Source organism: Streptomyces sp. NPDC053665, from assembly GCF_055585285.1.
The window spans coordinates 547,319-559,829 of record NZ_JBVJKK010000005.1; the positions used below are offsets into that span (position 1 = coordinate 547,319).

The following is a 12,511-nucleotide window of genomic DNA, read 5'->3' on the forward strand; positions in this document are numbered from 1 at the left end:
GACGGCGATGTCCATGGCAGTCGCGGCGGCCTGCGGGGGAGCGGCCGCGTGGCTGCTGGTCCGACGGGATGCGGCGGTACGGCGGGCCCGGCTGCTGTTCGAGGGAGGCGGAGCGGTCGGTGCCGATCCGCCCGGGTGGCGGACGAGGGCCGGTGTGCCGAGGTGGGTGCGGGACCGGTGGCGGACCGAGTGGTGGGCGCCGGCGGCCGGGGCGCTGGTCGCGGTGCTGGGGGCGTCGGTACTGCCGGTCGTGCTGGGAGCGGCCGGGGTGCCGTTGCTGCGGAAGGCCCGGCTGGCCGGCCGAGAGCGCCGGGACCGGGAACGTCGGGCCGCCGAGGTGATCGCCCTGTGCTCGGCGCTCGCCGGCGAGGTGCGGGCCGGACGCCAGCCGGGTGAGGCACTGCTGCGCGGCGCCCGGGACTGCGGCGGACTCGCCGAGGCCCAGGCCACGGTACTGGCGGCGGCACGGTTCGGCGGTGACGTGCCGGAGGCCCTCGCGACGGCGGCGCGGCAACCGGGGGCCGAGGGCCTGCGCGGCCTCGCCGCCTGCTGGCGGGTGGCGGTGGACCAGGGCGCGGGCCTCGCGTCCGGACTCGACCGGCTGGCAGCCGCCCTCCGGGCCGAGCGAAACCAACGGTCGGACCTGAGCGCCCAGTTGGCGGGTGCCCGGGCGACGGCGGTGATGCTCGCGGGGCTTCCTGCTCTGGGGCTGCTCATCGGCACCGCCCTCGGCGCGGATCCCCTGCACGTCCTGCTCCACACCCCGGCCGGCCTGGGCTGCCTGGCCGTCGGCGGGATCTTGGAGGGCCTCGGGCTGTGGTGGGTGTCGCGGATCGTGCGGGGTGCGGAGGCGGTGGCATGAGCGCGGAGGTTGTCCACAGGCTGGGGGTGGCCCTGGGGATGGTGCTCGCCCTCGGTTGGTGGGGCCGGTGGCTGGTCGAGACGCGGCGCCACCGGGCGATGCGGCGGCGGTTGGCACGGCTGCGGCCCCGGGAGGAGGTCTCGCGTTCCCCTCGTCTCGATCTGCGCGGGGCGGCGCGCACGTGGTCGGCTCCCCTGGGCGTCGCGTGTGCCGGATGGGCGCTGGTCGGCGGTCCGGCCGGATTGGCTGTGGGACTCGCCGGTGCGGTGGGTGTGTGGCGGTGGCGGCTGCACCAGGAGGCGAAGGGCAGAGCCGCCCGGCACGCGCCCGATCCGGCCGAGACGGAGCGGCAACTGCCCCTGGCTGCCGACCTGCTGGCCGCCTGCATCGCGGCGGGTGCCGGCCCGGTTGTCGCTGCCCAGGCCGTCGGGCAGGCGCTGGGCGGTCCGGTGGGCGACGCCCTGGCCAGGGGCGCGGCGGAGGTACGGCTGGGTGGTGAACCGGGTGCGGCCTGGCGGAGTGTGGCAGTCCTGCCCGGTGCCGGAGGACTGGCCCGGCTGCTGGAGCGGGCCGGTGTGTCGGGCCTGCCCGCTGCCGCACCGGTGGCCCGGCTCGCCGCCGAGGCCCGGGCGGACTGGGGCCGGGCTGCCACGGCCAGGGCCCGCCGGGCGGGCGTGATGGTCAGCGCTCCGGTCGGCTTGTGCTTCCTGCCCGCGTTCCTCGCGGTCGGGGTGCTGCCCGTGGTGATCGGGCTGGCGGGTGGAGTGCTCGGAGGAGGTGGTCGCTGACGCGGAGACCGACCGGAGCAGCTGAGCGCAGTGAGTGAAGCAGACGACGAGCAGTGGAAGTTCGGATCCTTTCCTACGGGGGTTGAGATGTATCAGGCGGTACGGGCGCGGCTGCGTGCCCTGGTGTGCGGAATGCGGGCGGCGCGCAGGGACGCGGGGATGGTCACCTCGGAGTACGCGATGGGCATCGTGGCCGCCGTGGCGTTCGCGGTGGTGCTGTACAAGGTCGTCACGAGCGGCACGGTCAGCGCGGAGCTGCAAGGCATCGTGAAGGGCGCCCTCAATGCGCGGATGTGAGCGGGGCGGCGACCGCGGGTTCGTCACAGCGGAGTCGGCGGTGGTGCTGCCCGTGCTGGTCATGTTCGCGATGGCGCTGGTGTGGGGCCTGCTGGCCGTGGCCGCGCAGATCCAGTGCGTGGACGCCGCACGGACCGGCGCCAGGTCGGCGGCCCGGCAGGACCCGCCCGAGCGGGTCGTACGACTGGCCCGGGAGGCGGCGCCGCCCGGCGCGAAGGTCACCGTCAGCCGTGGGCCGGAGCAGGTCCGGGTCGTCGTGGTGGCCGAGCCGCCGGTCCTGCGGGGTCTGTCCTTCTCGGTGCGCGAGGAGGCCGTGGCCTCCGTGGAGGAGGCGGTGGGCACATGAGACACCGGGACCGCCGCCTCGTGTGTGGCGCGCGGCGTGGGCCGGGAGACCGTGCGCGAGAGGGGCTTGCGGCGGACCGGGGGTCCGCCACCGTCTGGAGCGTCGGAGCCGTCGCCGTCCTGTGTGTCGTCTTCGGCGTGGTCCTCGCGCTGGGACAGCCGGTGGTGATCCGGCACCGCGCCGCGGGCGGCGCCGACCTCGCCGCCCTCGCGGCGGCGGACCACTGGGCCGAGGGCGGCACGGTGGCCTGTGCCCGGGCCGCCCGGGTAGCCCGGGCACAGGGGGCGCGGCTGGTGCGGTGCAAGGTCGTCGGAGACATCGCGGACGTGACGGCGGCGTCGGGACGGGGACCGTTCACGGCGCGGGTCAGGGCCCGGGCCGGCCCGCCGACGCAGACGGCGACGGCGACCGCGACGCAGACGCCGACGGGCACGGACGGGGCAGTGTCGGCGGAGGGAACGGGGCGGAAGGAGACACGCGGAGATTCCGCAGCCGGGTAGAAGCCGGGTAGGTGGCCGGGCCCCGTGGGCGGCGCCGATCGTCCCGGGCCCCGGTCGCACCGCCCCCGGCTAGCCGTCCGCCGCCTGGCTCTCCGGCCCCTCCAGGCCCTCCAGGCCCTCCAGGCCCTCCGGGCTCTCCGGGCCCTCCGGGCTCTCCGGCCCCTCCGGTCCCCCGGCGGGCTCCTGCCCGGGCAGGGTGCCCCGTTCCTGCTTCCGCGGCTCCCCGTCGGCCTCCTTCTCCTCCGGCGCCCCCTCCAGCAGCACCGTGAGGAGGCGTACCGCGCCCCTCTTGTGCAGCGGGTCGTTGCCGTTGCCGCACTTGGGGGACTGGATGCAGGACGGGCAGCCGGCCTCGCACTCGCAGGAGGCGATGGCCTGGCGGGTGGCGGTCAGCCAGGTACGGGCGGTGTGGAAGGCCCGTTCCGCGAAGCCCGCGCCGCCCGGGTGGCCGTCGTAGACGAAGACGGTCGGCAGGAGCGTGTCGGGGTGGAGGGGGATCGACACGCCGCCGATGTCCCAGCGGTCGCAGGTCGCGAACAGGGGCAGCAGGCCGATCGAGGCGTGCTCCGCGGCGTGCAGGGAACCGCCGAGGATCTCCGGGCTGATCCGTGCGCGGTCGAGCTGGTCCTCCGTGACCGTCCACCACACGGCGCGGGTGCGCAGCGTACGAGGAGGGAGGTCGAGCTTGGTCTCGCCCAGGACTTCACCGGTGATGAGCCGGCGGCGCAGGAAGGAGACGACCTGGTTGGTGACCTCGACGGAGCCGTAGCACAGGCGGCCGTCGCCCCAGGGGATCTCGACGTCGGTCTCCAGCACGGAGATGGCGGTCGTGTCGCGGGCGACCGTGGAGTAGGGCGGGGAGGCCTCCTCGACGAGGGCGACGGAGTCCTCCAGGTCCAGGGAGCGCACCAGGTACGTGCGGCCCTGGTGGAGGTGGACCGCGCCCTCGTGCACGGTCGAGTGGGCCGCACCCGCGTCGACCGTGCCGAGCAGCCGGCCCGTCGCCGCCTCCACGACCTGGACCGGCCGTCCGCCCTCTCCGCGGATGTCGGTCAGGTCGGCGGCACGCTCGCGGCGGGTCCAGTGCCAGGCCCTGGTGCGGCGGCGCAGCAGCTTCGCGGCCTCCAGTTGCGGCAGCAGGCCCTGGCTGGCGGGGCCGAACAGGTCGAGGTCCTCGTCCGTCAGGGGCAGCTCCGCGGCGGCCGCGCACAGGTGGGGGGCGAGGACGTAGGGGTTGTCCGGGTCGAGGACCGTCGATTCGACCGGCTGGTCGAACAGGGCCTCCGGGTGGTGGACGAGGAAGGTGTCCAGCGGATCGTCCCGGGCCACGAGGACGGCCAGTGCGCCCTGACCCGACCGTCCGGCCCGGCCGGCCTGCTGCCACAAGGAGGCCCGGGTGCCCGGGTAGCCGGCGATCACGACGGCGTCGAGGCCGGAGATGTCGATGCCGAGTTCGAGGGCGTTCGTCGCGGCGAGGCCCAGGAGTTCACCCGAATGGATGGCTCGCTCCAGTGCGCGGCGTTCCTCCGGGAGATAGCCGCCCCGGTAGGCCGCGACACGCCCGGCCAGCGAGCGGTCCACCTCGGCCAGTCGCTCCTGCGAGATGACGGAGATCAGCTCCGCGCCACGCCGGGAGCGGACGAAGGCCACCGAGCGGACGCCCTGCACGGTGAGGTCGGTCAGCAGGTCGGCGGCCTCGGCCGTGGCCGTCCGGCGAACGGGGGCGCCCTTCTCGCCGTGCAGCTCGGTCAGCGGCGGCTCCCAGAGGGCGAACACCAGTTCACCGCGCGGTGAGGCGTCGTCCGCCACCTCGACGACCGGCACGCCGGTCAGTCGCCGCGCGGCGACCGCGGGCTCGGCGGCGGTGGCGGAGGCCAGCAGGAACACCGGCGACGCGCCGTACCGGGCGCACAGCCTGCGCAGCCGCCGCAGCACCTGGGCGACGTGGGAGCCGAAGACGCCCCGGTAGGTGTGGCACTCGTCGATGACGACGTACTTCAGCGACTTCAGGAAGGAGGACCAGCGGGGATGGGAGGGCAGGATGCCCCGGTGCAGCATGTCGGGGTTGGTCAGCACGTAGTTGGCGTACTGGCGGATCCACTCGCGTTCCTCGAACGGAGTATCGCCGTCGTAGACGGCCGCCCGGACGGCGGTGCCGAGCGGTTGTGAAAGTTCCTTCACCGAGCGGCGCTGGTCCGCCGCGAGGGCCTTGGTGGGAGCCAGGTAGAGGGTGGTCGCGCCCCGGCCGTTCGGGGCCTCGGAGCCCTCCAGAAGGGTGGACAGCACCGGCACGAGGTAGGCGAGGGACTTGCCGGAGGCGGTACCGGTGGCGACCACGACCGAGTCGCCGTCCAGGGCGTGCTCGGTCGCCCGGGCCTGGTGGGCCCAGGGGTGTTCGATACCGGCCGCCTGCACCGCCGCCACGATCTCCGCGCGGATCCGGTCCGGCCAGACGGCATGCCGACCCGCGCGCGGGGGCAAGTGCTCCGTATGAGTAATGCGCGAAGCCCTGCTCGGACCGGACGCGAGCCGGTCCAGGACCGCGCCCGGCGCGGGCCGGGAGGCGGGGTCCGGCGGGGTTCGATCGGATCGGTGATTCTTGGCCATCGGCACCGAGTGTGTCACTGGCGTGACGGACAATGGAGCCAAGGCGTCGTGCACGCCTGCCGGTAAGTGATTGAATGCCATCGCGGCTGGCGAAGCGTCCAAGGGCTGAAGCCGAGATGCCCCGAGGGCGACCGCTCGATAGCAAGGTGCTGGAGGATCCGTGGACCTGTCCCTGTCGACCGAGACCATGGGCGATCGCACGATCGTCAGGGTCGGTGGCGAAATCGACGTATATACCGCGCCCAAGCTGCGCGAGCAGTTGGTCGAGCTGGTGAACGACGGCAGTTTCCACCTTGTCGTCGACATGGAGGGCGTGGACTTCCTCGACTCCACCGGGCTCGGCGTTCTGGTCGGCGGCCTGAAGCGCGTGCGTGCCCATGAGGGCTCCCTGCGCCTGGTCTGCAACCAGGAGCGCATTCTGAAGATTTTCCGCATCACCGGCCTCACCAAGGTGTTCCCGATTCACACCTCGGTCGAGGAAGCGGTTGCGGCCACCGACTGACACCGGCCCCGGGCTCCGTGCCCGGGCCGGCCGATGTTCGGCGGAAGTGAAGACCGAGGGGGCCCGGGCTTTCGGCGGCCCGGAGCCCCTCGACAGCACGCCCGAAGTTGCGAGGGGGATGCATGGCCACCGTTGAGCTCCGCTTCAGCGCGCTGCCCGAGCACGTCAGGACCGCCCGGCTGGTGGCGGCAGCGGTGGCGCGCAGGGCCGGAGTGGAGGAGGCCGTCCTCGACGAGGTCAGGCTCGCCGTCGGTGAGGCGTGCACCCGGGCCGTCGGCCTGCACCAGCTGGGCGGGATCTCGGCACCGGTGAAGGTGCTGCTGATCGAGGAGGAGAAGCAGTTCTCCATCGAGGTCGGCGACGAGGCCCCGCACGCCACACCCGGCGACCGCGCGTCCGACGGCGACGGCGAGGCCGACGAGGACGAGATGGGCCTCGCGGTCATCAGCGGACTCGTCGACGACGTCGAGGTCAGCGCGGGCGAGCACGGCGGATCCATCAAGATGACCTGGCCGACGACGCCGCCGCCGACGATCCTGGTCTGACACCGCCACCGCGCAGGGCGGCCACCGCGCAAGCGGTGACCGCACACCCCGCTCGTCATGAAGGGCCCCACCCGTGGGGCCCTTCGTCATGTGCGGGTGTCAGTGATCGCCTTTACAGTGGTTCCTGTGCCGTTCGACGCGTGAATTGATTCACGATCATTCGCGCGCCCGGCGGAACTCCGAGAATGCTTTCAGAGCATTACTCGCGCGGCGAATTCCCTTTATCGTGCACTGTTTTGATCAGGTTCCGGTACCTACAATCCCGTCCACATCTTGAGCTCAGCCCAAGCGTCAAGGAGGACGAATGGCGGGGCTTTCCTTCACACCACAGTCGGGCCATCCCACCGATCTCGCAGCCGCCGTACTGACCGACGGCAACCGTGTGCTCGTCGTGATCATCGCGGTCGTCGCCCTGGCGGCCCTGGTGCTCGCGGGGGTCCTGGTGCGCCAGGTACTCGCGGCAGGCGAGGGCACCGACAGCATGAAGCAGATCGCGGCAGCGGTCCAGGAGGGCGCGAACGCCTACCTGGCCCGGCAGCTGCGCACTCTCGGCGTATTCGCAGTGGTCGTGTTCTTCCTGCTCATGCTGCTTCCCGCGGACGACTGGAGTCAGCGTGCCGGACGTTCGGTCTTCTTTTTGATCGGAGCGGCGTTCTCGGCGGCCACCGGTTATATCGGCATGTGGCTCGCCGTCCGCAGCAATGTGCGCGTCGCCGCCGCGGCGCGCGAGGCGACACCGGCCGAGGGCGAGCCGGAAAAGGATCTGACCACCGTCTCGCACAAAGCGATGAAGATCGCTTTCCGTACGGGTGGTGTGGTCGGCATGTTCACGGTGGGCCTGGGCCTGCTCGGCGCCTCCTGCGTGGTGCTGGTGTACGCGGCCGACGCGCCGAAGGTGCTGGAGGGCTTCGGTCTCGGGGCCGCGCTGATCGCGATGTTCATGCGGGTCGGCGGCGGCATCTTCACCAAGGCCGCCGACGTCGGCGCCGACCTGGTCGGCAAGGTCGAGCAGGGCATTCCGGAGGACGATCCGCGCAATGCCGCGACCATCGCCGACAACGTGGGCGACAACGTCGGCGACTGCGCGGGCATGGCGGCCGACCTCTTCGAGTCGTACGCCGTCACCCTGGTCGCCGCGCTGATCCTGGGTTCGGCGGCCTTCGGCGACGCCGGTCTCGGTTTCCCGCTGCTGGTGCCGGCGATCGGTGTCCTCACGGCGATGATCGGCATCTTCGCGGTGGCGCCCCGGCGGGCCGACCGCAGCGGCATGAGCGCCATCAACCGCGGCTTCTTCATCTCCGCGGCGATCTCGCTCGTGCTGGTGGCGGTGGCCGTGTTCGTCTACCTGCCGGGGAAGTACGCGGACCTGGACGGCGTCGGCGATGCCGCCATCCGCGCCAAGGACGGCGACCCGCGGATCCTCGCCCTGGTGGCGGTGGCCATCGGCATCGTGCTGGCCGCCCTGATCCAGCAGTTGACCGGCTACTTCACGGAGACCACCCGCCGGCCCGTCCGGGACATCGGCAAGACCTCGCTGACCGGCCCGGCCACGGTCGTCCTCGCCGGCATCTCCGTGGGTCTGGAATCGGCCGTCTACACCGCCCTGTTGATCGGGCTCGGGGTGTACGGGGCGTTCCTGCTCGGCGGCACGTCGATCATGCTGGCCCTGTTCGCGGTGGCGCTGGCCGGCACCGGCCTGCTCACCACGGTCGGGGTGATCGTCGCGATGGACACCTTCGGGCCGGTGTCCGACAACGCACAGGGCATCGCGGAGATGTCCGGCGACGTCGAGGGCGCGGGCGCGCAGGTGCTCACGAACCTGGACGCGGTCGGCAACACCACCAAGGCGATCACCAAGGGCATCGCGATCGCCACGGCCGTGCTCGCGGCGGCGGCGCTGTTCGGGTCCTACCGCGACGCGATCTTCACCGGGGCGCGGGACGTGGGCGAGAAGCTCAGCGGTGAGGGTGCGCCGATGAGTCTGATGATGGACATCTCCCAGCCCAACAACCTCGTGGGCCTTGTCGCGGGCGCGGCGGTCGTCTTCCTCTTCTCGGGGCTGGCGATCAACGCCGTGTCGCGGTCGGCGGGTTCCGTTGTCTTCGAGGTGCGGCGCCAGTTCCGCGAGAAGCCCGGGATCATGGACTACAGCGAGAAGCCGGAGTACGGCAAGGTAGTCGACATCTGCACCAAGGACGCCCTGCGCGAGCTGGCCACTCCCGGTCTGCTGGCCGTCATGGCGCCCATCTTCATCGGGTTCACGCTGGGCGTAGGCGCGCTCGGCGCGTTCCTGGCGGGCGCGATCGGCGCGGGCACGCTGATGGCGGTGTTCCTCGCCAACTCCGGTGGTGCGTGGGACAACGCGAAGAAGCTCGTCGAGGACGGGCACCACGGCGGCAAGGGCAGCGAGGCGCACGCGGCGACCGTGATCGGCGACACCGTCGGCGACCCGTTCAAGGACACCGCCGGTCCCGCGATCAACCCGCTGCTGAAGGTCATGAACCTGGTGGCCCTGCTCATCGCGCCCGCGGTGATCAAGTTCTCCTACGGTCCGGACAAGAGCATCGGGGTGCGCATCCTGGTTGCGGCCCTGGCGTTCGTCGTCATCGCCGGGGCGGTGTACGTCTCCAAGCGGCGCGGGATCGCCATGGGCGACGACGACAACGCCGAGCCGAAGCCCCCGAAGCCGAAGTCGGCTGATCCGGCGGTGGTTTCGTAGGCGGTTTCCCGGATATCCGGCTCAAGGTGCGGGCGGGCGGCGTGCGTTGACGCGTCGCCCGCCCGCACTGTGCGGTGCACGACCATGCGTGAGCCTTCTCTCGCTTGGTGCAAAAGGTTACAAAACGGTCTTATTGGGCGTTCGGCGTGCGGTGGCCGTGCATGCGGCGTGTATGTTCCGGGGCCGAGAGCCATGGAAGGGACCAAACCGGTGAACAAGAAGCTCGCGGCCGCACTGTCCGGCGGTGCGGTACTGGTACTGGCGCTGTCCGGCTGCGGCGGCGACGACGGCAACGACAAGCTCGACTCCTGGGCCAAGCAGGTCTGCGACGCCGTGCAGCCGCAGGCCAAGAAGATCGAGTCGGCGAACGCCGCGATCCAGAAGGAGACCTCGGACAACAGCGCTCCCGAGGAGGTCCAGAAGACCGACGCGCAGGCCTTCCAGGACATGTCCGACGCCTACAAGGCGATCGGCAGCGCCGTGAACAAGGCCGGGGCGCCGGACGTGGAGAACGGCGAGAAGAAGCAGCAGGACGCGGTCAAGGAGCTCAACTCGATCTCCGCGTCGTACGCCTCGCTGAAGAAGCAGGTGGACGACCTCGACACCAAGGACCAGGGCAAGTTCGCCGACGGCCTCAAGGACATCGCCGGCGAGCTGGACAAGCTGAGCCAGAGCGGCAACGACGCCCTGAAGAACCTGGAGGAGGGCGAGGTCGGCCAAGCGATGGCCCGTCAGTCCAGCTGCAAGGCGGCCACCGCGTCGGCGGGCGCCACGCAGAGCTGACCCGACGCCCGGGCGGGGCAGCGGGCCCCGCCGGTGCCCCTGTCCCCTCGCGTCCGCGCGAGGTCGGTCGGAGCCGGTGGCGGATCACCCCGCCCGGCGTCCGCACCCGGGCCGGATTCCGTCCGCGCGAGACGCGCGCCCGGGCCGGAGGACTGAGTGCGAGACGCGTGCCCGGGCCGGATGGCGTCCCCGGCTTGAACGCTCCTGCCCGTGTCGGACGGCGCCCCGACCCCCGGGAGTACGCGGCACGGGCGCGTGCGATCTCGTTCCCGGCGGCCACAATGGGGGCGTGAGTAACGCCAGCCAGTCATCCCTGCCCCCGCTGCCCGCCGCCGACCGGCCCGATGTCGCCGCCCGGCTCCGGGACGCCCTGCTCGCGGTCTCCTTCACCGCCGACGGCCTGCTCGACCTGCTCGGGGCCCCCGCGTACGCGGCGCTGGCCCGCAGCGAGACCGTGCCCGCGCTGCGGGCGACCCGCGGGGACACGCCCCTGGAACTGCTCGTCCGGCTGTTCCTGCTCCAGCAGCCCGTGCCGCACGCGCGCGTGGCGGAGGTGCTGCCCGTGGACGCCTGCCTGGAGAGCGGCTGGCTGGCACGGGCGGGCGAGGGCGAGCTGACCGCCACGGTGGACGTACGGCCCTACGGTGGCCCCGGCGGCGAGGACTGGTTCATCGTGTCGGACCTGGGCTGCGCGGTCGGCGGCGCCGGCGGCATCGGACGCCGGGACGAAGGAGTCGTCCTCGGCGTCGGCGGCGCCTCCACGACCCTCGCCGGCATCACCGTCCGTACGCCCGTGGACTCCGCGCTCGACCTCGGCACCGGCTCCGGCATCCAGGCGCTGCACGCCGCGCAGCACGCCACGCGCGTGACGGCCACCGACCTGAACCCGCGCGCCCTGCACATCACCGCGCTCACCCTGGCGCTGTCCGGCGCCCCGACCGCCGATCTGCGCGAGGGCTCGCTCTTCACGCCCGTCCGGGACGGCGAGAAGTACGACCTGATCGTCTCGAACCCGCCGTTCGTGATCTCGCCCGCCGCCCGGCTCACCTACCGCGACGGCGGGATGGGCGGGGACGATCTGTGCCGCACGCTCGTTCAGGAGGCGGGGGAGCGGCTGACCGTGGGCGGGTTCGCGCAGTTCCTCGCCAACTGGCAGCACGTGGAAGGGGAGGACTGGCAGGACAGGCTCAGGTCGTGGGTGCCGCGCGGCTGCGACGCGTGGATCGTGCAGCGCGAGGTGCAGGACATCCACCAGTACGCCGAGCTGTGGCTGCGGGACGCCGGTGACCACCAGGGCGACCCGGCGGAGTACCAGGCGCGGTACGACGCGTGGCTCGACGAGTTCGAGGCGCGCAAGGTGAAGGCCGTCGGCTTCGGCTGGATCACCCTGCGCAGGACGGACGCCGCCGTGCCCTCGGTGACGGTCGAGGAGTGGCCCCACCCGGTCGAGCAGCCGCTGGGCGACACCATCCGCCACCACTTCGACCGGCTCGACTTCCTGCGCGGCCATGACGACGCCGCGCTCCTGGCCGCGCACTTCCGGCTCGCCGCCGAGGTGGTGCAGGAGCAGGTCGGGCTGCCCGGCGCGGAGGACCCCGAGCACGTCGTGCTGCGCCAGAACCGCGGCATGCGCCGGGCCACCCGGGTGGACACCGTCGGGGCGGGCTTCGCGGGGGTGTGCGACGGCTCGATGAGCGCCGGCGTCATCCTGGACGCGATCGCCCAGCTGCTCGGCGAGGACCCGGTGCTGCTGCGCGACCGCACCCCGGCCCAGATCCGGCTGCTGGTCGAGCAGGGCTTCCTGGAGCCGGCCCGCTGACCCCGTGACCGCCGACCCGTGGCCGACCGCCCCGTGACGCTAACCCGTGGCCGACGGCCCCGTGACCGCTGACCCCGTCACGCTGACCCCGTCACGCTGACCCCGTGGCCGACGGCCGTCCGGCCCGGGCTCGAGGGGCGCTGCCGGTCCGGCCGGTCCGGCCATGCGGCTCGCCCTCGCCAGCGAACGCGCCGACCCACGCGCCAACAAATTCGAGTCGAATTGAACACCCTCCCCGGGACGGGCGGCGAGCGCGTCACGTCCTCGGCCGCGCCCACGCGCCGCCCCGGCGTTCACCTCGGGTTCGCCTCCCCGCCGCCCACGCGTGACAGCCTCCCGGGGCTGGGCACGGGTGGGTGGGAGAAAAGGGGCGCGGCGAGCCATGGAGAGCGAACCGGCGATCTTCGCGGGAGCGGTGTTCTCCCTGTTCGGGGGCGGACTGCTGGCGTGGACGGTGGCGTGCGTGCGCCAGGAACGGCCCGTCGCGGAAGGTGTGAGGCCGGTCGCATCGGCGGCCGTGGCGGGCGTGGTCGCGGTGCTCGCGCTGGCCGCCGGAACCTGGTGCTTCACCCGCCTCTGAGAGGCGGCCGGGCCGGACGCCCGCCCTTGATCGGGGAGCCGGCGCTCCGCCCGGGACCGGGTCCGGGCCCCGCACTCCGGGCGGCAGGAATGGTGGTAGTCGGGTTACCGTTCGAGTGGCCGTTGCGGGCTTTTCCCGTTTGACACGGGGGCGGGATGTACCG

Annotated in this window: 12 protein-coding genes; 11 read left to right on the forward strand and 1 reads right to left on the reverse strand. The window is 72.7% G+C overall.

The annotated features are described in order from the left end of the window. Window positions 1-13: 13 nt before the first annotated feature. From ACZ6ZN_RS22585 to ACZ6ZN_RS22605, 5 genes are all read left to right on the forward strand, one after another. Window positions 14-862 (forward strand): type II secretion system F family protein, encoded by an 849-nt coding sequence (locus tag ACZ6ZN_RS22585; RefSeq protein ID WP_469648952.1) that lies wholly within the window; start codon window positions 14-16, stop codon window positions 860-862. Beyond that, window positions 859-1,650: a type II secretion system F family protein gene (locus ACZ6ZN_RS22590; RefSeq protein ID WP_469648780.1), complete on the forward strand. Its 792-nt coding sequence runs from the start codon at window positions 859-861 to the stop codon at window positions 1,648-1,650. Before ACZ6ZN_RS22585 ends, ACZ6ZN_RS22590 begins: the two co-directional genes overlap by 4 nt. 87 nt (window positions 1,651-1,737) lie before the next feature. After that, window positions 1,738-1,947 carry a DUF4244 domain-containing protein gene (locus ACZ6ZN_RS22595; protein ID WP_369198401.1) on the forward strand — a complete coding sequence of 70 codons (210 nt, stop codon included), beginning with the start codon at window positions 1,738-1,740 and terminating at the stop codon, window positions 1,945-1,947. Then, window positions 1,934-2,293: a TadE family type IV pilus minor pilin gene (locus tag ACZ6ZN_RS22600; protein WP_398108831.1), complete on the forward strand. Its 360-nt coding sequence runs from the start codon at window positions 1,934-1,936 to the stop codon at window positions 2,291-2,293. The genes ACZ6ZN_RS22595 and ACZ6ZN_RS22600 overlap by 14 nt, the downstream gene beginning before the upstream one ends. After that, on the forward strand, window positions 2,290-2,793 hold the full coding sequence (locus ACZ6ZN_RS22605) for an Rv3654c family TadE-like protein (RefSeq protein ID WP_469648784.1): 504 nt from the start codon (window positions 2,290-2,292) through the stop codon (window positions 2,791-2,793). The genes ACZ6ZN_RS22600 and ACZ6ZN_RS22605 overlap by 4 nt, the downstream gene beginning before the upstream one ends. 69 nt (window positions 2,794-2,862) lie before the next feature. Here the strand turns inward: ACZ6ZN_RS22605 and ACZ6ZN_RS22610 are convergent, their stop codons facing one another. Further along, on the reverse strand, window positions 2,863-5,481 hold the full coding sequence (locus ACZ6ZN_RS22610; protein WP_469648786.1) for a DEAD/DEAH box helicase: 2,619 nt from the start codon (window positions 5,479-5,481) through the stop codon (window positions 2,863-2,865). 79 nt (window positions 5,482-5,560) lie between these two features. Between ACZ6ZN_RS22610 and bldG the strand changes: the two genes are divergently transcribed. From bldG to ACZ6ZN_RS22640, 6 genes are all read left to right on the forward strand, one after another. After that, window positions 5,561-5,902: an anti-sigma factor antagonist BldG gene (gene bldG / locus ACZ6ZN_RS22615; RefSeq protein ID WP_003991900.1), complete on the forward strand. Its 342-nt coding sequence runs from the start codon at window positions 5,561-5,563 to the stop codon at window positions 5,900-5,902. Window positions 5,903-6,024: 122 nt separating this feature from the next. After that, entirely contained in the window at window positions 6,025-6,447 is a 423-nt protein-coding gene (locus ACZ6ZN_RS22620; RefSeq protein WP_451876248.1) for an ATP-binding protein, read from the forward strand. Between the two features lie 304 nt (window positions 6,448-6,751). Further along, a complete protein-coding gene (locus ACZ6ZN_RS22625) occupies window positions 6,752-9,166 on the forward strand; it encodes a sodium-translocating pyrophosphatase (RefSeq protein WP_451876249.1) in 2,415 nt (804 codons plus the stop codon). 192 nt (window positions 9,167-9,358) lie between these two features. After that, window positions 9,359-9,949, forward strand: coding sequence for a small secreted protein (locus ACZ6ZN_RS22630; protein ID WP_369198407.1), 591 nt, complete (start codon window positions 9,359-9,361; stop codon window positions 9,947-9,949). Window positions 9,950-10,238: 289 nt separating this feature from the next. Next, window positions 10,239-11,768 carry a DUF7059 domain-containing protein gene (locus tag ACZ6ZN_RS22635; protein ID WP_469648788.1) on the forward strand — a complete coding sequence of 510 codons (1,530 nt, stop codon included), beginning with the start codon at window positions 10,239-10,241 and terminating at the stop codon, window positions 11,766-11,768. 382 nt (window positions 11,769-12,150) lie between these two features. Beyond that, a complete protein-coding gene (locus ACZ6ZN_RS22640; RefSeq protein ID WP_333932242.1) occupies window positions 12,151-12,348 on the forward strand; it encodes a hypothetical protein in 198 nt (65 codons plus the stop codon). Window positions 12,349-12,511 lie beyond the last annotated feature (163 nt).

What these genes read in the sequence shown, in the direction of transcription:
- ACZ6ZN_RS22600 (WP_398108831.1), top strand. Translation starts at nt 1,934, where the DNA reads ATGCGCGGATGTGAGCGGGGCGGCGACCGCGGGTTCGTCACAGCGGAG.
- ACZ6ZN_RS22625 (WP_451876249.1), top strand. Translation starts at nt 6,752, where the DNA reads ATGGCGGGGCTTTCCTTCACACCACAGTCGGGCCATCCCACCGATCTC.
- ACZ6ZN_RS22585 (WP_469648952.1), top strand. Translation starts at nt 14, where the DNA reads ATGGCAGTCGCGGCGGCCTGCGGGGGAGCGGCCGCGTGGCTGCTGGTC.
- ACZ6ZN_RS22610 (WP_469648786.1), bottom strand. Translation starts at nt 5,481, where the DNA reads ATGGCATTCAATCACTTACCGGCAGGCGTGCACGACGCCTTGGCTCCA.
- ACZ6ZN_RS22590 (WP_469648780.1), top strand. Translation starts at nt 859, where the DNA reads ATGAGCGCGGAGGTTGTCCACAGGCTGGGGGTGGCCCTGGGGATGGTG.
- ACZ6ZN_RS22630 (WP_369198407.1), top strand. Translation starts at nt 9,359, where the DNA reads ATGGAAGGGACCAAACCGGTGAACAAGAAGCTCGCGGCCGCACTGTCC.
- ACZ6ZN_RS22620 (WP_451876248.1), top strand. Translation starts at nt 6,025, where the DNA reads ATGGCCACCGTTGAGCTCCGCTTCAGCGCGCTGCCCGAGCACGTCAGG.
- ACZ6ZN_RS22595 (WP_369198401.1), top strand. Translation starts at nt 1,738, where the DNA reads ATGTATCAGGCGGTACGGGCGCGGCTGCGTGCCCTGGTGTGCGGAATG.
- ACZ6ZN_RS22605 (WP_469648784.1), top strand. Translation starts at nt 2,290, where the DNA reads ATGAGACACCGGGACCGCCGCCTCGTGTGTGGCGCGCGGCGTGGGCCG.
- ACZ6ZN_RS22640 (WP_333932242.1), top strand. Translation starts at nt 12,151, where the DNA reads ATGGAGAGCGAACCGGCGATCTTCGCGGGAGCGGTGTTCTCCCTGTTC.